At 67.1% G+C, this 21,725-nt stretch carries 16 protein-coding genes; 7 read left to right on the forward strand and 9 right to left on the reverse strand.

Going from position 1 to position 21,725, the window contains the following annotated elements:
* Positions 1 to 105: 105 nt before the first annotated feature.
* Genes msrA through msrB form a run of 3 tightly spaced genes read right to left on the reverse strand, consistent with a single transcriptional unit; the run spans position 106 to position 3,202 of the window.
* Complete coding sequence (gene msrA, locus C1933_RS02615) at positions 106 to 840, reverse strand: peptide-methionine (S)-S-oxide reductase MsrA (protein WP_108754713.1); 735 nt, start codon at positions 838 to 840, stop codon at positions 106 to 108.
* 14 nt (positions 841 to 854) lie between these two features.
* Complete coding sequence (locus tag C1933_RS02620) at positions 855 to 2,621, reverse strand: cytochrome c biogenesis protein CcdA (RefSeq protein WP_108752075.1); 1,767 nt, start codon at positions 2,619 to 2,621, stop codon at positions 855 to 857.
* 2 nt (positions 2,622 to 2,623) lie between these two features.
* On the reverse strand, positions 2,624 to 3,202 hold the full coding sequence (gene msrB, locus C1933_RS02625; RefSeq protein ID WP_108752076.1) for a peptide-methionine (R)-S-oxide reductase MsrB: 579 nt from the start codon (positions 3,200 to 3,202) through the stop codon (positions 2,624 to 2,626).
* A gap of 144 nt (positions 3,203 to 3,346) precedes the next feature.
* Here msrB and C1933_RS02630 point away from each other — a divergent pair, with 144 nt between their 5' ends.
* Together C1933_RS02630 and C1933_RS02635 are read left to right on the forward strand one after the other, a co-directional pair.
* A complete protein-coding gene (locus tag C1933_RS02630) occupies positions 3,347 to 4,066 on the forward strand; it encodes a response regulator transcription factor (RefSeq protein WP_108752077.1) in 720 nt (239 codons plus the stop codon).
* Positions 4,063 to 5,535, forward strand: a complete 1,473-nt coding sequence (locus C1933_RS02635; protein ID WP_108752078.1) for a HAMP domain-containing sensor histidine kinase — start codon at positions 4,063 to 4,065, stop codon at positions 5,533 to 5,535. Before C1933_RS02630 ends, C1933_RS02635 begins: the two co-directional genes overlap by 4 nt.
* Before the next feature lie 193 nt (positions 5,536 to 5,728).
* Here the strand turns inward: C1933_RS02635 and C1933_RS02640 are convergent, their stop codons facing one another.
* Both C1933_RS02640 and queD read right to left on the reverse strand, forming a co-directional pair.
* Positions 5,729 to 6,082, reverse strand: a complete 354-nt coding sequence (locus C1933_RS02640) for a phasin family protein (RefSeq protein ID WP_108751458.1) — start codon at positions 6,080 to 6,082, stop codon at positions 5,729 to 5,731.
* Between the two features lie 114 nt (positions 6,083 to 6,196).
* Positions 6,197 to 6,559, reverse strand: a complete 363-nt coding sequence (gene queD, locus C1933_RS02645) for a 6-carboxytetrahydropterin synthase QueD (RefSeq protein WP_108748405.1) — start codon at positions 6,557 to 6,559, stop codon at positions 6,197 to 6,199.
* 188 nt (positions 6,560 to 6,747) lie between these two features.
* Here queD and C1933_RS02650 point away from each other — a divergent pair, with 188 nt between their 5' ends.
* On the forward strand, positions 6,748 to 9,387 hold the full coding sequence (locus C1933_RS02650; RefSeq protein ID WP_108752079.1) for a TonB-dependent receptor: 2,640 nt from the start codon (positions 6,748 to 6,750) through the stop codon (positions 9,385 to 9,387).
* Between the two features lie 62 nt (positions 9,388 to 9,449).
* The gene (locus C1933_RS02655) at positions 9,450 to 12,044 is read left to right on the forward strand and encodes a M14 family zinc carboxypeptidase (RefSeq protein WP_108752080.1); all 2,595 of its coding nucleotides are present in this window, start codon (positions 9,450 to 9,452) and stop codon (positions 12,042 to 12,044) included.
* A 620-nt stretch (positions 12,045 to 12,664) separates the two neighbouring features.
* Here C1933_RS02655 and C1933_RS02660 read toward each other — a convergent pair.
* On the reverse strand, positions 12,665 to 14,086 hold the full coding sequence (locus C1933_RS02660; protein ID WP_108752081.1) for a DEAD/DEAH box helicase: 1,422 nt from the start codon (positions 14,084 to 14,086) through the stop codon (positions 12,665 to 12,667).
* A 902-nt stretch (positions 14,087 to 14,988) separates the two neighbouring features.
* On the opposite strand from C1933_RS02660, the gene C1933_RS02670 reads away from it, so the two are divergent.
* The 3 genes from C1933_RS02670 to C1933_RS02680 are packed head-to-tail and all read left to right on the forward strand — an operon-like array spanning position 14,989 to position 17,518.
* A complete protein-coding gene (locus C1933_RS02670) occupies positions 14,989 to 15,978 on the forward strand; it encodes a fumarylacetoacetate hydrolase family protein (RefSeq protein WP_108752082.1) in 990 nt (329 codons plus the stop codon).
* A gap of 14 nt (positions 15,979 to 15,992) precedes the next feature.
* On the forward strand, positions 15,993 to 16,679 hold the full coding sequence (gene maiA / locus C1933_RS02675) for a maleylacetoacetate isomerase (protein WP_108752083.1): 687 nt from the start codon (positions 15,993 to 15,995) through the stop codon (positions 16,677 to 16,679).
* A gap of 8 nt (positions 16,680 to 16,687) precedes the next feature.
* Positions 16,688 to 17,518, forward strand: coding sequence for a hypothetical protein (locus C1933_RS02680; protein WP_159093938.1), 831 nt, complete (start codon positions 16,688 to 16,690; stop codon positions 17,516 to 17,518).
* 206 nt (positions 17,519 to 17,724) lie between these two features.
* Here C1933_RS02680 and C1933_RS02685 read toward each other — a convergent pair whose 3' ends face one another.
* The 3 genes from C1933_RS02685 to C1933_RS02695 form a co-directional block, all read right to left on the reverse strand.
* Complete coding sequence (locus C1933_RS02685; RefSeq protein WP_234414636.1) at positions 17,725 to 19,170, reverse strand: UdgX family uracil-DNA binding protein; 1,446 nt, start codon at positions 19,168 to 19,170, stop codon at positions 17,725 to 17,727.
* Between the two features lies 1 nt (position 19,171).
* On the reverse strand, positions 19,172 to 20,461 hold the full coding sequence (locus C1933_RS02690; RefSeq protein WP_108752086.1) for a putative DNA modification/repair radical SAM protein: 1,290 nt from the start codon (positions 20,459 to 20,461) through the stop codon (positions 19,172 to 19,174).
* 70 nt (positions 20,462 to 20,531) lie between these two features.
* The gene (locus C1933_RS02695; protein WP_108748415.1) at positions 20,532 to 21,662 is read right to left on the reverse strand and encodes a PilT/PilU family type 4a pilus ATPase; all 1,131 of its coding nucleotides are present in this window, start codon (positions 21,660 to 21,662) and stop codon (positions 20,532 to 20,534) included.
* Positions 21,663 to 21,725 lie beyond the last annotated feature (63 nt).

Here is a 21,725-nt window from a genome sequence, read left to right on the forward strand (position 1 = left end):
CAGGTAGAGTCGAGCTTGCTCGACTGATCGGCAAAGCAGTCGAGCAAGCTCGACTCTACGAGGAGCCAAGTCGAGCAAGCTCGACTCTACAAAAGCGGGGTGCCATCAGCGCATCGGTACCAGCGTTGGCTGGCGGCGGTACAGCGCCGGGAACTGGCGGCCCAGCGCGGCCAGCTTCGGTGCGTCGTAATAGCGGATGTACGCGGCCTGCGGGTAGTTGGCCATGTAGTTCTGGTGGTAGGGCTCGGCCGGATAAAAGCGCTGGCCGCTGGCGATCTGGGTGACGATCGGCGCGCGGTAGACACCGGCCTGCTGCAGCTGGCCGACATAGGCGCGGCTGGCGGCCAGCTGGCGGGCATCGTCGCTGAAGATCGCCGAGCGGTACTGGCTGCCATGGTCCGGGCCCTGGCGGTTCAACTGGGTCGGGTCGTGTGCCACCGCGAAGAACACCTGCAGCAGCTGACCGTAGCTGACCTGGCGCGGATCGTAGTCCACCCTCACCGCTTCGGCATGGCCGGTATCACCGCGGCTGACCCGTTCGTAGCGCGCGTTGGCGGCGCTGCCACCGGCATAGCCCGACACGGCATTGCTCACACCTTTCACGTGCTGGAACACGCCCTGCACGCCCCAGAAACAGCCACCGGCGAACACCACGCTGGCATGGGTGGCATCGTCGGCGAACGCGGCCGCGCCGGTCGGTGCGGGCAAGGCCATGGGTGCAGGCGCGTCAACCGGGGCGGCCATGGCGCCCCGGTCCAGCAACAGCACCCCTGCCACCAGTGCGCTGGCGACCAGGCCGGCCACGCCGGCGGCAATTCCCTGTTCAAAGGACAGTTTCATCGCATCCTCCCGGTTCAACCGAAGGTAAAGGCGTAGGCCTGCACGCCCGCATCAAGGAACTCGATCTCGAAACGGTGCGGCACTACCGAACCGCGCTGGCGCACCAACTGGTACAGTCGGTGTTCGTCGACCACGCCGCTGCCATCGGCGCGCACATCCGCGCCGGCGTCCGCGGCTGGCAACGGCCTGCCATCCAGCAGCACGCGGAAGCGCACCGGGCGTCCGTCCGCGCCGGGGGCCAGCACCAGATGCAGGTCGCGTGCATGGAACTGGAAACCGATGCGACCGCCGCTCTGCTGCAGTTGCGCCGCTTCATCGCTTACCGTCCAGCGCCCGGCCAGCCCCCACTGGTTCAACTGCAGCGCAGCGGGCAGGGTGTAGTCGAACGGCGTGTCGTCACGCTGGCCGCCGGGCGAGGCGAACTGTTCGGCACGCGCATGGCCCAGGTAGGTTTCCGGTGAACGCAGGTTGCCCATGTCGGCCTGCGCGGCCACGCCCTGCAGATCGGCGGCAGCGGGGTCGGCCGGTGCCGGCAGATCGGTCTGCCCGGCCTCGGTCAGCAGGCGACGGATCACCTGTTCGGAATGCGCATAGTTGCCCTCGCCGAACTGGTGCGCGCGGATGTTGCCCTGCGCATCCACGAAGTAGTGCGCCGGCCAGTAGTTGTTGTTGAACGCGCGCCAGATCGCGTACTGGTTGTCCAGCGCCACCGGGTATTCAACCTTCAGCTGCTGCACCGCCTTCATGACGTTGCGCGGGTCGCGTTCGAAGGCGAACTCCGGCGTGTGCACGCCGATCACCACCAGGCCGTGGTCGCGGTAGCGACGTTCCCACTCGTGCACGTAGGGCATGGCGCGCAGGCAGTTGATGCACGAGTAGGTCCAGAAATCGATCAGCACGACTTTGCCGCGCAGCTGCTCGCGGTCCAGCGGCGGGCTGTTCAACCAGCCGGTGGCGCCGGTCAGTGCGGGCAGGGTGCCTTCCATGGGCAACGGTGCATCGGCCGCAGCAGCGCTGGCCGACATCATCATCGACGGCGGCGAAGGTTGCGCGCCGGGCACGGCATCGAGCAGACCCTGTTCGATGCGCGCGGTGCTGACCGTGGACAGGCGGGTCAGCAGGCCGGTATCCCAGCCCAGGCCGATGGCCACCACGGCCAGCAGCGCGGCAACGCCCAGCACCTTGCGCACGGCGTCGCCCAGGCCCAGGCGCGCCTGCAACGCACGGAACACGCGCCCGCCCACCCACACCGCCAGCGCCAGCGCGGTCATCGCACCCAGTGCATAGGCCAGCAGCAGGGCACTGGTGCCCACGCTGGCGCCATGCAGGGCGGCGCCGGTCAGCACCAACCCCAGGATCGGGCCGGCGCAGGGCGCCCACAGCAGGCCGGTGGCAATGCCGATCAGCAGCGAGGTACCGGCGCCACCCCGGCCGGCGGCATCGGTGGCGTCAGCACGCGCGCTCAAGCGCGCACCCACGCGCTGGAACGGCGCCAGCAGATGGTCGGCCAGTCGCGGCCACAGCAGCGCCAGCGCGAACAGCGCCATCAGTACCAGCGCCACCCAGCGCCCGATCTGGTTGGCCTGCGCCACCCATTGGCTGCCGACCGCGGCCAGGCTGGCCACCACGGTGAAGGTCAGCGCCATGCCCAGCAGCAGCGGCAGGGTGCTGCGCAGGAACGGCCTGTCGGCGCGCGCGAACACGAACGGCAGCACCGGCAGGATGCACGGGCTGAGCAGGGTCAGGGCACCGCCCAGGTAAGACAGCAACAGCAACAGCATGGTCAGGCTCCTGCAGCAGAAGAAGAGGTGCCAACGGGCACGCGCCAGCCACCGGCGGCGTCCTGCCGTGCCGGGCCCGGCTGGAACAGCAGCGCCACCCCGTTCATGCAGTAACGCAGCCCGGTGGGGCGCGGGCCGTCGTTGAAGACGTGGCCCAGGTGGCCGCCGCAGCGCCTGCAATGTGCTTCCACCCGCAGCATGCCGAAGGTGGTATCGCGGTCCTCGCCCACCGCGTTGTGCAGCGGCGCCCAGAAGCTGGGCCAGCCGGTTCCGCTGTCGAACTTGGTGGACGAGGAGAACAACGGCAGGCCGCAGCCAGCGCAGACGAAGGTGCCGCTGCGGTGCTCGCGGTCCAGCGGACTGCTGCCGGCCCGTTCGGTGGCCTGCTGGCGCAGCACCGCGTACTGCGCCGGGGTCAGCAGGCGGCGCCATTCGGCATCGCTGCGCATCACTTCAAACTGGCGTTGCGGGCGCGCTTCAGCGGCTGCCGGCGTGGCCCGGCTGCAGGCGGCCAGGCCGAGCAGGCCAGCGGCGGTGGCGGCACCGCCCAGACCCAGCAGGTGGCGTCGGGTGAGGGGCATGGCGGACTCCGGGAAGGGGCGACGGGGCCATGCTGCGCCCGCCCGGGTCAACGAATCCTCACGCAGGATTCAATTTTTCGTGAGGTATCGGCGGCCTTCCCGCGCCACAATGCGGGCAGCCTCCCCACTGGCCCCGAGCTGCCGATGTCCGCAAAACGCGTCCTGATTGTCGAAGACGATGCCCATATCGCTGATCTGCTGCGCATGCACCTGGCCGACGAAGGCTATGAGGTGATGCACGCGGCCACCGGCGATGCCGGCCTGCACCTGCTGGAACAGGATGGCCCGTGGGACGCGCTGGTGCTGGATGTGATGCTGCCGGGCGTGGACGGCCTGCAGGTCTGCCAGCGTGCGCGTTCGATGGCGCGCTACGTGCCGATCATCATCATCAGTGCGCGCGGCAGCGAGACCCAGCGCATCGTCGGCCTGGAGCTGGGCGCCGATGACTACCTGGCCAAACCCTTTTCCATGCCCGAGCTGGTGGCGCGGGTGCGCGCGCTGCTGCGCCGTGCCGAAGCGATGGCCCAGAGCGCCCGCATCGATGCCGGTGCGATCGATCTGGGCGGGCTGCGGCTGGACCCGGTCGCGCGCACCGCCTCGGTGGAAGGCAACGCGCTGGAACTGACCCCGCGTGAGTTCGACCTGCTGCTGTTCTTCGCCCGCCACCCCGATCAGGTGTTCGCCCGCATGGAACTGCTGAACCAGGTCTGGGGCTACCAGCACGATGGCTACGAGCACACGGTGAACACCCATATCAACCGCCTGCGCAGCAAGATTGAAACCGACCCGGCGAACCCGCGCCGGCTGCTGACCGTGTGGGGCCGCGGCTACAAGCTGGTGAACCCGGCCGGGGCGGGCGCATGATCACGCCGAACCTGTGGCAGAAGCTTGCCGCGGTGATCGCAGCGCTGATGCTGGTGTGCTGCATGGCGTTGCTGGCGCTGCAGATGCGCGCCAATACCCGGCACGAACAGGAAGTGGTGCAGCGGCTGTCGCTGGGCTTGGCCGAGCACATCGCCCAGCGCAGCGAACTGATGGACACCAGCGGTATGCGCGATGCCGCCGTGCGCGCGCTGTTCGGCCAGCTGATGGCGGTCAATCCCAGCGTGGAGGTGTACCTGCTGGACGAGCAGGGCCGCATCCTCGGCCACGATGCGCCCAGCGGCCACCTGCGCCGCGACCGCGTGGACGTGGCGCCGCTGCGCCGGCTGCTTGCAGGCGCGCCGCTGCCGATCCTGGGCGACGATCCGCGCAGCGAACACGGCCGCAAGGTGTTCAGCGTGGCGCCGCTGGTGGTGCAGGGGCGCCCGGCCGGCTATGTGTACGTGGTACTGGTGGGCGAGCACCGGCAGATGCTGGCCGACGATCTGGCCGCCAGCAGCCAGTGGAACACCACACTGTGGTCGATCGTGCTGGTCGGCAGCCTGGGCGTGCTGGCCGGCCTGCTGGCGTTCTACTGGGTCACCCGGCCGCTGCGGCGGCTGACCCGGCGCATCCAGGCGTTCGACATCGACGCGCCTTCGGTGTTGCCGCCGCTGGCACCGCTGCGCCCCGGCGAGCGCGATGAGCTGAAGATCCTCGAGCATGCCCATGCGCAGATGGCGCAGCGCCTGGGTGAGCAGTGGCAGCAGCTGCGCCAGCAGGATCTGCAGCGGCGCGAACTGGTGGCCAACATCTCGCATGATCTGCGCACGCCGCTGTCGTCGCTGCATGGCTACCTGGAAACCATGGCGCTGAAGGAGACCACGCTGGCGCCGGATGAACGCCGCCGCTATCTGGGCATCGCCCTGGCGCAGAGCGCGAAGGTGGGCCGGCTGGCACGCGCGCTGTTCGAACTGGCGCGGCTGGAACACGGCGAAGTGCGCCTGGAATGGGAGGTGTTCGCGCTGCCCGAGCTGGTGCAGGACGTGTTGCAGAAGTTCGAACTGGCGGCACAGGCACGTGGGCAGCGGCTGCACGCCGACGTGCCGCAGGGCCTGCCGCTGGTGCGCGCCGATCTGGGCCTGGTGGAGCGCGTGCTGACCAACCTCCTGGACAACGCGCTGCGCCACGCGCCGGATGGGGGGCAGGTCACGCTGACCCTGCGCGCCACAGAGGACAGCGTGCAGGTGAGCGTGGCCGACGATGGTCCCGGCGTGGCACCGGCGCTGCGCGATGGCCTGTTCCAGGCACCGGCAGCGCTGGGCGCGCGGCGTGGCGACAATGGCGGGCTGGGCTTGCTGATCGTGCAGCGCATCGTGCAGCTGCATGGCCGCCGCATCGAACTGCGCGACAGCGCGCAGGGTGCGCTGTTCGTGTTCAGCCTGCCGCGCGCGGACAGCGCGGCGGCCTGACGCGCCGCCGTCCCGCCGGGCATGGCCCGGCGCTACCGCGATGCACGCGACCGGACCCATCGTCGGTAGATCCACGCCCTGCGTGGATGCGTTTGGCCGAATCGCAGGCAAAAAAAGACCCGGCAGAGGGAGGGATCTGCCGGGTCCGGATTGCATGGGGGGAGGGACCCATGCAATGAGCGTGGGCGTAACGTCAGTGGCTGTTGGCCGTGGCGTCCGCCGGGGATTCGTTGTGGCCCTGTACCAGTTCAGACCAGGCCTTTCCGGCCTGCAGGCCCAGATCGACCATGTCCTGCTGGGCCTGGCCCAGCCGCTGCAGGTTGTCCTGCCACAGCTGTGCGCCCTTGGGCAGCAAGCCTGCCGGGTCCTCGCTGCGGGCCAGTTCGCCCAGCCAGCCGCCGGTCGCGGTCAGGTTGCGTTCCATCACCTTCAACTGCACGCCGAACATGCTTTCTGCGTTCTCCAGCGCCATCCGGTTTGCACGGGTGGCGGCCGCCGCCAGCTGGCGGGTGGCATCACTGAAACGATCGGCGAAGGCGTTGGCCATGGCTGCGTCGAAGAAGTTGATGCAATGCAGCATACGCCGATCATGCCGCATTGCAACAAAAATAACGAAGGCGCCCAAGGCGCCTTCAAAATACCTTCAGGATCAATGGCTTGATCAGCCGCCCGGGCCCCGGTAACGGCAGCCGGAGGTGCAGGTTTCGTGCACGGTGATCTCGCTCAGCGCGGGCAGTACCGGCTTCAGCTCGTTCCAGATCCACACGGCCAGGTTCTCGCTGGTCGGGTTTTCCAAGCCGGGAATGTCGTTCAGATAGTGGTGGTCCAGGCGCTCGTAGATGGGCTGGAAGGCCGCCTTCACGTCGCCGAAATCCATGATCCAGCCGGTCTGCGCGCCGGGCTCGCCTTCCACCTTCAGTTCCACCCGGAAGGAGTGGCCGTGCAGGCGCGCGCACTTGTGCCCCGGCGGCACGTTGGGGAGGCGGTGCGCCGCCTCGAGCATGAAGACTTTGAAGATTTCCATGCCGCGATTGTACGCCGCCCGCCGGGCGCTGACCCCCTGGCATCGGTTGCTGATGTAAACATTTCATTTCCATCTTGATAAAGAGATGTTAGCTTCTCTTATATCCGTATGAAGAGATGTTATTGGTCCGGGCCGGGCCAGGCATGGACTACTGCGGAACTTGTCGTCACCACCACCCCACGAACGTCATGCCCCAGAACACCCTCCTTGCAGCGGCCCTTGCGGCTGCCCTGGCCACGCCGTTGTCCGCGGCGGCCGACACCTCCACCGACGCCAGCGGCGAGGCCAGCACCCTGGCCGCCGTGCGCGTTACCGGTTCCAACATCAAGCGCTCGGACACCGAAGCCTCCAACCCCGTGCAGGTGATCGGCCACGAGCAGCTGCAGGCCAGCGGCAAGGCCACCGTGGCCGACGTGCTGCGATCGATCTCGGCCAACACCGGCAATGCCGCCAACGAAACCACCAACAACGGCTGGGCGTCGGGTTCGGCCGGCATCGGCCTGCGCGGCCTTTCGCAGAAGAACACGCTGGTGCTGCTGAACGGCCGTCGCCTGGCCAACTACGGCTTCCCGGCCGGCGGCCTGTCGGACACCTTCGTCAACCTCAACGCGCTGCCGCTGGTGGCCGTTGAACGCATCGAAGTCCTCAAGGACGGCGCCTCGGCCGTGTACGGCTCCGACGCGGTGGCCGGCGTGGTCAACATCATCACCCGGCAGAACTTCCAGGGCGCCGAAGTCGGCGGCAGCACCGGCACCGCCGACCAGGGCGGGCTGGACGAACAGAAGCTGCACTTCGTCGGCGGCATCGGCGATCTGGACAAGGATGGCTACAACATCCTGGTCAGCCTGGAAGGCTACAACCGCGACCGCCTGGACCAGGACCAGCGCGACCTGACCAAGAGCGGCATCTACAGCGACCAGCCCGGCGGCCGCTGGAACGGCTGGTCGGCCAAGGGCGCACGCTATCTGGTGAATGGCGTGTCGGTGCCGATGCTGGACGCCAACGGCAACTGCCCCACCGGCACCACCCTGGTGGCCAGCGCGCCGATCGACGGCCTGGCCGGCAACACCTGCGGCTTCAACCAGGCGCCGTACACCACCCTCATTCCGTCCACCAAGCGCTGGCAGGCCTACGTCAACGGCACCTTCCGCGTCAGTGACAACGTCGAAGCCTTCGGCGAAGTGCTGTACAGCGATATCAAGGGCGTGTCCTGGTTCGGCAGCAGCCCGTACTTCACCCTGGAAAGTGGCCGTTTCGCGCTCAATGCCGATACCGGGCTGGCCGAACCGGTGTCGTCCAGCCTGCCGGCCAGCAGCCCGTACAACCCGTATGGCCGCGCCATTCCCATCGAGTACACCTTCTTCGACCTGGGCGGCACCATCAAGACCAACCGTTCGCAGGCCTACCGCGGCCTGGTCGGCCTGCGCGGCAGCACCGACAACTGGGATTGGGAAGTGGGCGCGTTCGGTGCACGCAGCAGCGAGCGCGAGACCGTGTCCGGCGGCTTCGCCAACCGCTGGGCGCTGGCCGATGCGCTGGCCACGGGCAGCTACAACCTGCTGAACCCGTCGGCCACCCCGGCCGAGGTCATCAACGCGATCAACATCAGCACGCTGCGCCCGGCCGAATCGGTGCTGCAGGGCATCGATGCCAAGGTGTCGGGCACGCTGGGCCGCACCTGGGCCGGTGATATCGGCTTCGCCGCCGGTGCCGAATGGCGCCGCGAAAAACTCGACTCGGAAAACCCCTGGCAGATCGACGCCGGCCTGCAGATCCGCCCGGCCATCGCCGAAGTGCATGGCGAGCGCAAGGTGACCGCAGCCTACGCCGAAGTGAACGTACCGCTGGCCTCCACGCTCGAACTTTCCGCCGCCGCGCGCGCCGACCACTACAGCGATTTCGGCGATGCGTTCTCGCCGAAGCTGGGCCTGCGCTGGCAGCCGCTGGACATCCTGCTGGTGCGCGCCTCGGCCTCGAAGGGCTTCCGCGCGCCGTCGCTGTCGGAAAACTCGAACAGCACCAGCATTTCCTACGGCAGCGTGATCGATCCGCGTGATCCGGACGTGCCGGGCTCGCGGCAGAACCCCACCTTCTTCACCGTCGGCAACAACGATCTGAAGCCCGAGCGCACCCGCAGCTACAACCTGGGCTTCGTGCTGTCGCCGTGGTCGAACACCAACCTGAGCGTGGACTACTACAAGATCGAGCTGGACAACCTGGTCGGCACCAACAACAGCCAGACCCTGGTGACCGACAACGTGCCCGGTGCGGTGCTGCGCGATGACCGCGGCAAGCTGCTGGCGGTGTACAACCGCTACCAGAACCTGAGCAGCCTGAAGACCTCGGGCATCGATGTGGAACTGCGCCAGCGCATTCCCACCGAATCGTTCGGCGACTTCACCGTGTCCTCTGCCTTCACCCACGTGCGTGACTACCGTCGCCCGACCGTGGTCGGCGGCCCGCTGGTGGACTACGCCGGCAGCAACCTGGGCGCCACCCTGCCCAGGAACAAGGCCACCACCACGCTGGATTGGCGCTATGCCGACGTAAAGGCCGCGCTGACCTGGTACTACACCAGCGGTTACGACCAGAAGGCCAGTACCGCTGCCGCGGCCGTGCAGGATCGCGTGGATGCCTACAACCAGCTGGACCTGTACCTGGCCTACACCGGCTTCGAACAGCTGACCCTGTACGCCAAGGTGCAGAATTTGGCGGACAAGGAGCCGCCGTACGACGCCTCGTTCCCCGGTATCCGCGCGCCCTACGACTTCAGCCAGTACGACCTGCGCGGGCGCTACTTCACCGTCGGTTTCGATTACCGCTTCTGAACCACCGGCCGCGACCGGCCAGCACTGGCCGGTCGCGCTGCCCTGCATTCCGGGAAAACACCGTGTCCTTGCATCGCCGTACCGTACTGCCGCTGCTGATCGCCGCCGCCACCGTTCTCGCCGCGCCCAGCGTGGCCCATGCGCAGAGCGCCTACTTCTTCCCGCAGGCCAGCGAAGCCTCGGCCTTCGACGCCAGCATTCCCACCCCGGAACAGTTCCTGGGCTATCCGATCGGCAGTCGCTTCACCCGGCATGACCAGCTGGTGGCCTACTTCCAGGAACTGGCACGCCATTCGGACAAGATCAGCGTGCGCGAGATCGGCCGCAGCTACGAAGGCCGCCCGCTGCTGATCGCCACCGTCACCGCTGCCAGCAACCAGGGCCGGCTGGAGCAGATCCGCCAGCAGCACGCGACCCTGGTCGATCCGGCGCAGCCACGCAGCGCCGCCGGTGACAGCCCGGTGGTGGTGTGGCTGGGCTACAGCGTGCACGGCAACGAAACCTCCAGCGGTGAAGCGGCCATGCTGACCGCCTACTACCTGGTGGCCAACCGCAGCGCCGAAACCCAGCAGTGGCTGCAGCAGGCGGTGGTGCTGTTCGACCCGGCGCAGAACCCCGATGGCCGCGATCGCGCCGCCAACTGGCACAACGCCTGGGCCTCGGAACCGGCCTCGGCCGACCCGGCCGACAAGGAACACGTCGAACCCTTCCCGCAGGGCCGCACCAACCACTACTTCACCGATCTCAACCGCGACTGGCTGGCCCTGACCCAGCGCGATTCGCGGCCCAAGGTGGAGGTGTTCCACCAGTGGTACCCGAACGTGCAGATCGACTTCCACGAGATGGGCAAGGACAACACCTACTACTTCGAGCCGTCGCCGAAGAGCATGCACAGCCCGCTGATCCCGGCGGCCTCGTATGAATTCAACAAGACCCTGGCCAAGTACCATGCGCAGTCGCTGGATGCGTTGGGATCGCTGTACTACACCGGCGAAAACTACGACAACTTCTCCCCGGTCTACGGCTCCACCTATCCCGACTTCCACGGTGCGGTGGGGGTGACGGTGGAACAGGCCAGCTCGCGTGGGCGCGTGCAGGAATCGGTGAACGGTCTGCTGACCTTCCCGTTCACCATCCGCAACCAGGTGGCCACCGGGCTGGGCACCGTGCGCGGCGCGGTCACCGAACGCAGTGGCCTGTTCGACCTGCAGAAGAGCTTCTTCCAGAGCGCACTGAAGCAGGCCGGGCAGCAGCCGGTAAAGAGCTTCGTGTTCGGCGATGCACATGATCCGGCGCTGACCCGTCGCTTGCTTGAGCTGTTGCTGCTGCACCGGATCGATGTGCATGCGCTGCCGCGCGATGTCACCGTCGATGGCCAGACCTTCAGCGCAGGCAGCGCCTACGTGGTGCCGGTGCAGCAGGCGCAGTTCCGCCTGGTCCATTCGATCTTCGCCGAAACCCCGCCGATCAAGGGCGATGTGTTCTACGGCAGCACCAGCTATGCGATCGCGCCGGCCTATGGCGTGGCCTTCGCCGGCAGCCGCAGCCGCATCGACGGTGGTGCCGCGGTGACCGAACTGCCGGCCGCAGGCGGTGGCGTGGTCGGTGGCCAGGCAGCTTTCGCGTATGTCATCGACTGGCGCGATTACAACGCCAGCCGTGCCCTGGCCGAACTGCAGGGCAAGGGCGTGCTGGCGCGTGCCGCGTTCAAGCCATTCACCGCGGGCACGGCGCAGGGTGATGTGGCCTTCGCCGCAGGCAGCATTGTGATTCCCGTAGCGGGGCAGTCGCTGCAGGGTGCGGCACTGCTGGATGCAGTGAACGCGGCCACGCGCAGCGCCGGCGTGCAGGCCCACGCCCTGGCCAGCGGCCGCAGCCGCGATGGCATCGATCTGGGCAGCGACAGCGTCAAGGCACTGCGCAAGCCGGCGGTCGCGCTGGTGATGGGCGAGGGCGTGACCGCCACCGAGATCGGCTCGGCGTGGTTCCTGCTGGACCAGCAACTGCATCTGCCGGCCAGCAAGCTGGACCCGCAGCAGCTGGGCAAGGTGCCGCTGGATCGCTACACCACCCTGGTCCTCTCTGGCGGCAACTACGCCGGCGTGGATGCTGCGGCGGTGGCCGCGCTGAAGCGCTGGGTGCAGGCAGGCGGTTCGCTGGTGACCTATGGCAGCGCCTCGAAGTGGGCGATCGAGCAGAAGCTGGCCGATGGCGAAACGCTGGGCAAGGATGAAGACGCTGCCGACGAGAGTCGTCGCGCGTTCGGCGACCAGCGCGACATCGCCGCGATCGAACGGGTCAGCGGCAACATCCTCAGCGCCGACGCCGATACCTCGCACCCGCTGGCCTTCGGCGTACCGCGTCGGCCGCTGGCGGTGAACAAGGAAAATGCCGTGGTGCTGCAGCCCAGTGCCAATCCGTTCTCCACGGTAGTGCGCATCGACAGCCCGCCGCGGGTGAACGGTTATCTGTCCGAGCGCAACCGCAGCCGCGTGGCGGGCAGTGCCTGGCTGCTGGTATCGGCGCAGGGGCAGGGCAACGTGGTGTTGTTTGCCGATGACCCGGCGCACCGCAAGTACTGGCACGGCACGGATCGCCTGCTGATCAACGCGATCTTCTTCGGGAATCTGGTGAATCCTAGTAAAGCGCGGGGTTGAGGCTTTACGCGCCTACCTGATGCTTGGGTGGGAAGGACGGAGGGGCCGCGCAGGACACGCTGTAAATACATCCATGTAAGCTCGTAGGCGCCCTGCTCGTGTGCGCAATCCTGCGCACACGGCAAGACCGGGGTTGGGCGTCCTGCCCAACCCGCCCGAGGCATGCCTCGGGCCCATGGCGCCTGCGGTCCTGCGCAACCCCTCCGTCCTCCCCAGACAGTTTCCTGCGGACGCGGACGCATCAAACCCCAAGGCGGGAGCGAGGGCAAAAGCAAAAGCAAAAGCCGAAGCTCCTGCTTCGGCTTTTGTTTTTGAACTTGAATTTGAACTTGATCTTTCTTCTCCCGGCTACCCGGCGGGACAAGAAGGCGCTGGAAATGTCTGAAGTGGATCGGGGCGGGGGGAGCGCGAAACCGCAGGCGCCATGGATGGCGCCTACGAGCCCCCATGGATGGGTTTACGGCGTGTTTCGCGCTCCCCCCGCTCCGATCCGCCCCAAGCAGAACCAACCGCAGGCTCTCAAGCCATCCCGGTAGCCAGCCAAAAAAAAGGACGGCGCGTCAGCGCCGTCCCTCGATAGCCCCCAGCGCAGCGGGAAGCGCATCAACCGTCAGCCAGGATCAGCCGGCGCGACCGCCGCCGTTGCCGCCCTGACCGCGACCGCGGCCGCCGCCATTGCCGCCACCGCCACGACGCTGGCCCTGGCCGGCGCCAGCACCTGCACGCTGCTGGCCATTACCACCGCCTTCGCGACGGCCGCCGCCCGACTTCTTCGGGCCGGCATGCGCGTGGCGCGGCGCATCGCCGTGCGGGCGACGGGCGTGGCTCTTGCGCGGGGCGCGTTCGCCGGTTTCGTGCTCGGCCTTGCCCGGCGCACTGTTGCCCCAGCGGATCGGCACCTGCAGCTCGAAGCCCGGCACATCGCGGATATCCATGTCGCGGCCCAGCAGACGCGTGATCGCGCGCAGCAGCTTCACTTCATCCTGCGCGACCAGCGAAATCGCCTGGCCGGTGGCACCGTTGCGGCCGGTACGGCCAATGCGGTGCACGTAGTCTTCGGCCACCATCGGCAGATCGAAGTTGATCACCTTCGGCAGTTCGTTGATGTCGATACCGCGCGCGGCGATATCGGTAGCCACCAGCACGGTCACCCGGCCGGCCTTGAAATCGCCCAGTGCACGCAGGCGCTGGCCCTGGCTCTTGTTGCCGTGGATCGCCGCGGTCTTGATGCCGGACTTTTCCAGGAACGCAGCCAGCTTGTCGCTGCCGTGCTTGGTACGGGCGAACACCAGGGTCTGCTCGCGACTGTCCTGCGCCAGCAGGTGCAGCAGCAGGTCGCGCTTGCGGCCGCCGTCGACCGGATGCACGCGGTGGGTGATGGTTTCGGCCACGGTATTCTTCGGCGTCACCTGGATCTGTTCCGGGTTGCGCATGAACTCCAGCGCCAGCTGGCGGATGTTGTCCTCGAAGGTGGCCGAGAACAGCAGGGTCTGCCGGTTCTGCTTCGGCAGCTTGGCCAGGATGCGCTTGATGGACGGCAGGAAGCCCATGTCCAGCATGCGATCGGCTTCGTCCAGCACCAGCAGTTCAATGCCGGACAGGTCGATGCTGCGACGCTCCAGGTGGTCGATCAGGCGGCCCGGGCAGGCCACCAGCAGATCCACGCCACGGCGCAGGATGTCCAGCTGGTTGCCCATGCCCACGCCACCGTAGATGCAGGCGCTGGGAATGCGCAGGTACTTGCTGTAGCCGCGCAGGCTGTCGTGCACCTGGGTGGCCAGCTCGCGGGTGGGGGCCAGGATCAGCGCGCGCGGCTTGCGCGGGCCGCTGCGCACTTCCTGCGATGCGGTGCCCAGGTGCTGCAGCAGCGGCAGGCCGAAGGCGGCGGTCTTGCCGGTACCGGTCTGTGCGCCGGCCAGCAGGTCGCGACCGGCCAGCGCCAGCGGGATCGCCTGCTGCTGGATCGGGGTCGGGTTTTCGTAGCCCTGCTCGGCAAGCGCACGCAGCAGGAAGGGCGCCAGGCCCAGCGATTCAAAAGACATTGAGTTTGCTCCAAGTACAAGAAACGCCTGACCGATCGGACAGGCGGGGGCAGATCAAACTGATCGGCTGACTCGGAGCGTTCCCGTGAACCGCGCTGCGAGAAGTTGGGTGCAGCCGGCGCGGAGCACAGGCTGGAATGCGTGACGAACGGTGTCGGAGTGGGGGCGGGCGAAGGGGCGGACCCCGGTCGCCGGCGATCCCGAAGGGAAACGGACGGCCGCTGCAGACCCGCATAGTCTAACCGAAGCCTGAGACCTCACGCAAAAACCCCTGTTCAGGGAAGGGGAGGGGGCTGGCAGGGCTGCGCCCTGCACCCGCTACCGTCAACGTCAACGGCAACGTCAAAAGCGGGCTATCCGTGGGATGGCGGGGTGGGTCCGGTTGCGGGGGACGCCGTAAATACGTCCATGTAGGCTCGGTCGCGCCATCCATGGCGCTCACGCCCCCGCCACCGGACCCACCCCGCCTTCGACAGTTGGCCGCGAACTGTCGGAACGGCATTCTGCTCTGGTGGGTGTCGACCTTGGTCGACACGGATGAATTCATTCGATATCTGACAGATGTGTCGACCAAGGTCGACACCTACCAACAGCCGCGTGAATCTGTCAGAGGCGGGGCGGTGTGGCCTTGCAGGACCGCAGGCGCCATGGATGGCGCCTACGAGCCTACATGGACGTACTTGCGGCGTGTCCTGCAAGCCCACACCGCCCCGCCATCCCACGGAATGCCCGCTTTTGACGTTGCTTCAGTCGAGCATGGCTCGACTCTACAGGGGTGCAGGGCGCAGCCCTGCCGAACCCCCTCCTGCGGTAGGGTGGGCCGATGCCGCGCTGCAGCTTGGCTACACCGCGCATTTGATTACACTTGAAACTTGTTTGCCCACGACTCCGGACACCCACCCATGAAGCTTGGTTCTTTGAAGGAAGGCGGCCGCGACGGCACCCTCATCGTCGTCTCGCGTGACCTGCGCCACGGCGTACGCGCCACCGGCATCGCCGCCACCCTGCAGCAGGCGCTGGAAGACTGGAGCCACATCGCACCGCGCTTGAACGCCCTGTATGAATCGCTGAACGCCGGCGATGCCGATGGCGTGTTCGACCTGGACCCGCAGGCCCTGGCCGCGCCGCTGCCGCGTGCCTATGAATTCGTCGATGGCAGCGCCTACCTGCCGCACGTCGAGCGTGTGCGCCGCGCCCGTGGCGCCGAAGTGCCGGAAAGCTTCTACACCGACCCGCTGATGTACCAGGCCACCAGCGCCGCCTTCTATGGCCCGCGCGATGCCGTGAAGGTGATCAGCGAGGATTACGGCATCGATCTGGAAGCCGAACTGGTGGTGATCACCGACGACGTGCCGATGGCGGTCAGCGCCGAACAGGCCGCCGGCCATATCCAGCTGATCGGCCTGGTGAACGATGTCTCGCTGCGCAACCTGATTCCCGGCGAACTGGCCAAGGGCTTCGGTTTCCTGCAGTCCAAGCCGCGCTCGGCGCTGTCGCCGGTGTTCGTCACCCCCGATGAGCTGGGTGATGCCTGGCAGGACAGCAAGGTGCACCTGCCGCTGCTGACCCACATCAACGGCGCCTGGTTCGGTGCGCCGGAAGCCGGCGTGGACATGCAGTTCAATTTCGCCCAGCTGGTCGCGCATGCCGCCAAGACCCGCCCGCTGGGCGCCGGCGCCATCGTCGGCTCGGGCACCATCGCCAATGAAGACACCAGCAAGGGTGCCTCCTGCTTCGCCGAACAGCGCACCGTGGAAACCCTGCGCGACGGCAAGCCGAGCACGCCGTTCATGTCGTTCGGCGATGTGGTGCGCATTGAAATGCTCGATGCCGCCGGCAACAGCATCTTTGGTGCCATCGAGCAGCGCATCGAACAAGCAGCCAAGCCCTGAGCATGGAGGCGGCAATGGACATCCTGGTTGATGACGGCCCGGTCGACGACGGCATCGTGCTGTACACCTACTGGCGATCCAGCGCCGCCTACCGCGTGCGCATCGGCCTGGAACTGAAAGGCTTGGCCTGGGAAGGCCGGCCGGTGCATCTGGTGCGCGATGGTGGCGAGCAGCATGCCGACGCCTATGCCGCGCTCAATCCGCAGCAACTGGTGCCGACCCTGCTGCATGACGGCCATGTGCTGAACCAGTCGCTGGCGATCCTGGAATACCTGGACGAGCGCTTCCCGCAGGTGCCGCTGCTGCCGGCCGACGCCTCCGGCCGTGCGCGCGTGCGCGGCTTGGCACAGCTGGTCGCCTGCGATATCCACCCGATCAACAACCTGCGGGTGATGCAGTACCTGGAGCGCGATCTGCAGGTGCCGGCCGATGCGCGCACGCAGTGGACCCTGCGCTGGATGGCCGAGGGGCTGGCGGCAATGGAAACGATGCTGGCCAACAGTGGAGACACCGGTCGCTTCTGCCACGGCGATCGTCCTACCTTGGCGGATCTGTGCCTGATGCCGCAGCTGTACAACGCGCACCGGTTTGGACTGGACCTGGCGCCGTACCCGACGCTGCGCCGCATCGAGGCCGCCTGCCAGGCCGTGGACGCTTTCGAGCGCGCCCGCCCGGAGAATCAGGTTGATGCGATGAGGTGAGTCATTCAATGGCTGTCTTCAATGGGAAACTTGCAGTCATCGGTGCTGTAGTTGTCGCTGCCGGGGTGGCGATAGGCGCGGCTATGTGGTTCCGAACGGGATCGGCTGAGCCAATCTCGGGCACCGATGCGGGCTCCGATTCGTTATCCGGCTTAGTCAAAGCAGGGGGGCGGACAATGGAGAGCATTGGAGCAAGCTCCCTTGCTGAAGGGCGGATTGATTCTGTCCAAGTACCCGCGTCGCAGCTTGCGGCCAGTGACCCGCGGCTGGTTGCACTGTCCAAGGCAGAGCTGGCTTGGCTTGAGAAGCATTACTACCCTACACAGGCTGAACTGGATGCTCTGGATAGGATGGACCTGAAGGAACTTGCGCGATCAGCTGATCCGAAATCGAGGATGTTGTACGGCATTGCTCTCATCCGGCGAGATCAAGTGCCAGGCGCGATGCCTGCATTGAAAAATGCCGCCACGCTGGGAGCTTTCTATGCATACGAGGAGGCTGCCGCAGCCGAGTACGCAATGCTTACCAAGAGGGGAATGGACGCTCAGACGGTGCAGGACATGCTGCGAGCCAAGGTCGAAGTCGCCAAGATTCTGGGAGATCACCGGGCGGAGTATCTCCTTGGTAGGAACTTGCCAAGCGGATCGGTCGCCAATCCCGCTGCCGTGCAGCAGTACACGACTGAGTTTCTGCGGCAGCTGGGTATGAATGCACAGCTCATGGGCGTGAGTGCGTCCGGTCCAGATCCCCGGCCCAATGCGGATCTGTGGAGTGATGTCACAAAGCTGGGGAATTCCGGCTCAGCTGACGAACAGATCGACGTCTATAGCCGCAAGTGATCTCACGAGATGAACCCTGACATCCGGTTTTCAGCAAGTCCGGTGTGGGTGGCATCGTTGTTTGAGCAGGCCTCGCAATCAGCAACGATTGCGAGGGCCGCAGCAGCAGTTCAGCCAGACGGTCCTTCGGCCCTGTTTGCGCCGCGCCGCCACGCGGCAACGACGAGGGCAAGCCGTGATACTTGGCCAAGCGTGGGACCCTGGAGTTACCCGCGCGCGTGGCCGGCCTGCGCGTTCACCAGCATCTGCCGCAGGTCCTCGCGGAACAGCCGATAGCCGGCCTCGCGGCGCGCCTCATCGCCCTGCCGCAGCACCCACGCCGGGTGCACCGTGGCATAGCCGCGGGTGCCATCGTCCAGCGTGTGCCAGCGCCCGCGATCACGGGCCAGGCTGAAGTCCCGCCCGAACACGGCCATGGCGGCGGTCGCCCCCAGGCACACGATCAGCTGCGGCCGCACCCGCGCGATCTCGCCCATCAGCCAGGGCCGGCAGGCATGCACGTGGCGGCTTTCCGGCCGCTTGTGCAGCCGCACCTTGCCGCGTCGCTCGTGGTGGAAGTGCTTCACCGCGTTGGTCAGGTACAGCGTTGCGCGGTCGATGCCCAGCTCGGCCAGCGCACGGTCCAGCAGTTGCCCGGCGGGGCCGGCGAACGGGCGGCCGCTCAGGTCCTCCACATCACCGGGCTGTTCGCCCACCACCATCACCCGCGCATCGGCCGGGCCCTGGCCGAACACGGTCTGCGTGGCCGGCTCCCACAGCGGGCACTGCTGGCAGGTGCTGGCCTGCGCGCGCAGCGCCGCCAGGCTTCCATCCACGGCAGGGGCCGGCAGCACCCGCGCCGGCACCCGCCGCTGCGGTGCCTGGGCGGGCCGGTCGTGCATATCCTGTACCCGGCCTGCCGCCTCGCGCACCAGGCCCGGCAGCAGCTGCGCCTCGGGCAGGTGCCGCCAGTACTTGGCCGGCATTTCCTGCTGCATCATGCGGGTGTTCAGCCGCGCCGGGTTGAAGATGCTGGCGTAGTAGGTCTGCCACAACGCCTCGCGCGCATCCTCGGCCGGCGCATCTTCGCGCCGGCCACCCGGCCCGAAGCTCAAGGCCTGGCCGTCCCACTGCACGCTGCGGCCGGGGGTCAGGATCGCCCAGCGCATGCCGGCGAAGCGGCGCGCGAAGAACGGTGCCACGCGATCCACGATGTGGTGCTCCGGCTCGAACCAGGCAATGAACGCGTCCTGTTCGCCGGGCACTTCGCGGAAGCGCACGAAGGCTTTCATCTTGTGCGTGTCGCGGCGCACCGCCTGGGCCATCGCCATCGCCCGCAGCACGTCGGCGTCGGTCGGGTTGGACAGCACCGCGCGTTCGCCATGGGTGATCCGCCACAGCAGCCGGTACAGCAGGGCCATGCGTTGTGGTTCGCGGTGGCACAGCACGGTCGCGGCCAGTTCCAGGAACTCGCGCGGCACGCCGGGTTGCGCGCCCTGCGCCGGGTTGGCCGTCGCGTCGGGCAGGGCAGGGGCATCCAGCAGCGAGGCTTCGTGGCCCGGCAGCCAGTCCAGCTGCGATGGCGGCACCGCAGCCAGCAGCGCCCCGCGCGCGCCATCGCGCCAGGCCTGCAGCGACCACGGCGGGTCCACCCGTAGCGACCAGCGTTGCACGTCAGGCCGCCGGTGGCGTGTCGAACAGCGACCCCTGGCGCGGCGGCGGCGCCAGCCGCGCACGCAGCGCGGCCGGGTCGTCCAGCGCACTGCGCGGGTGGTGGTCGGCCAGTTGCACGAACGGCAGCAGCTTGTTCATGGGCGCCTTCAGGCGCGCGACATCGGCCACCCGCAGGCGACCGTGCCGGCGCGCCATCAGCACCCGCTTCACGTTGCGCACGCCCAGGCCCGGTACGCGCAGCAGCAGTTCCTTCGGCGCGCGGTTCAGATCCACCGGAAAGCGCTCCGGATGGCGGATCGCCCAGGCCATCTTCGGGTCGATATCCAGATCCAGCATGCCGTCGCCGCTGTTGTCGGTGATCTCATCCACGCCGTAGCCATAGAAGCGCAGCAGCCAGTCGGCCTGGTACAGGCGGTGTTCGCGCTGCAGCGGCGGTGGCTGCACCGGCAGTTGGCGGCTGGCATCGGGAATCGGGCTGAAGGCCGAGTAGTAGACCCGGCGCATGTGGTAGTTGCCGTACAGCCGATCGGCGCTGAGCAGGATCTGCTGGTCGCTGGCACCGTCGGCACCGACGATCATCTGCGTGCTTTGCCCGGCCGGGGCAAAGCGAGGCGGCCGCGGGCGCGCGCTGCGGGTGGGCGTGGATGTGGCCGCCACGGCAGGCGGCGCGCGGCGGGCCTCCTTGGCCTCGTCGATGCGCCAGCGCAGTTCACCCATCGCACCGCGGATGGTATGGCTGGTCTTTTCCGGGGCCAGCGCGGCCAGCCCGGCATCGGTGGGCAGTTCCACGTTGATCGAAAGGCGATCGGCATGGCGGCCTGCACTGGCCAGCAGTTCCGGCGACGCCTCGGGAATGGTCTTCAGGTGGATGTAACCGGCGAAGCGATGCTCCTCGCGCAGCTGCCGGGCCACTTCCACCATGCGTTCCATGGTGTAGTCGGCGTTGCGGATGATGCCGCTGGAAAGGAACAGCCCTTCGATGTAGTTGCGCTTGTAGAAATCCAGGGTCAGCGAGACCACTTCTTCCACGCTGAAGCGCGCGCGGGGCACGTTGCTGGAGACACGGTTCACGCAGTACGCGCAGTCGTACACGCAGAAGTTGGTCAGCAGGATCTTCAGCAGGGACACGCAGCGGCCATCGGGCGTGTAGCTGTGGCAGATGCCCATGCCCTCGGTGCTGCCAATGCCCCCGGACGCGCGCGAATCGCGTTTGCCGGCGCCACTGGAAGCGCAGGAGGCATCGTATTTGGCGGCATCGGCCAGGATGGCCAGCTTGCGAAGGGTTTCCATGACAGAAACCTACGGACAGGCGGTCTCATTGGATGAGACCGCCCCTTAACCCTTCAGGATTGCCGCCGGCTCAGAACCCGTGGGTGATGCTGGGCTGGGTGGCCGACGAGAAATCGGCGTAGGGATCGTGTTCGCCACTGCCGCCTTCGGACAGGCGGAACTTCAGCGCCAGACCATCGCGCGAATCGGCCGCACGCAGCGCCTCTTCCTGCTCGATCACGCCGCTCTTGGCCAGCCGGAACAGGCACTGGTCGAAGCTTTCCATGCCTTCTTCCAGCGACGATTCCATTGCCGCCTTGATCTCGTGTACCTGTCCGCGGCGCAGCAGGTCGCGGATCATCGGCGTGTTGATCAGTACCTCGGTGGCCGGCAGGCGGCGCCCGGCCTTGTTCTTCACCAGGCGCTGGCTGATCACCGCACGCAGGTTCAGCGCCAGGTTCATCAGCACGTTCTTGTGCGCGCTTTCCGGGAAGAAGTTCAGGATGCGCTCGATGGTCTGGTCGGCGTTGTTGGAATGCAGGGTGGCCAGGCACAGGTGGCCAGTTTCGGCGAAGGCGATCGCCGCCTCCATCGTTTCCGCATCCAGGATTTCGCCGATCAGGATCACGTCCGGCGCTTCACGCATCGCGTTCTTCAGCGCGTTGTGGAAGGCATGGGTGTCCAGCCCGACCTCACGCTGGTTCACGATCGACATCTTGTGTTTGTGCAGGTATTCGATCGGGTCCTCGATGGTGAGGATGTGCCCGGTGGTGGTGCTGTTGCGGTGGTCGATCATCGACGCCAGCGAGGTGGACTTGCCTGAGCCGGTGGACCCCACCACCAGCACCAGCCCGCGCGGGGTCATGATCACATCCTTCAGCACCTGCGGAAGATTGAGCTCCTCGATGCTGGGAATGCGGCTGCGGATGGCACGGATGACCATGCCCACCTCGCCGCGCTGCTTGAACACGTTGACGCGGAAGCGACCGGCGTCGGGCAGGGCGATGGCCATGTTGAGCTCCAGCTCGCGCTCGAACTGCGGCACCTGGCCTTCGTCCATCAGCGAGTAGGCGATCTTCTTCACCATGCCCGGCGGCAGGCCGGTATTTCCCAGCGGGTACAGCTTGCCTTCGATCTTGATGTACACCGGCGCACCGGTGGTCAAGAACATGTCCGAGGCGTTCTTTTCGGTCATCAGCTTCAGGAAGTAGCCGATATCCATCGCGAATTTTCCCCAACGAAACCGCCAGCGACCGTTGCAAGCACGGCGTCGGCTTGACGACAA

It is taken from the genome of Stenotrophomonas sp. ZAC14D2_NAIMI4_6, from assembly GCF_003086875.1.
Lineage (GTDB): Bacteria > Pseudomonadota > Gammaproteobacteria > Xanthomonadales > Xanthomonadaceae > Stenotrophomonas.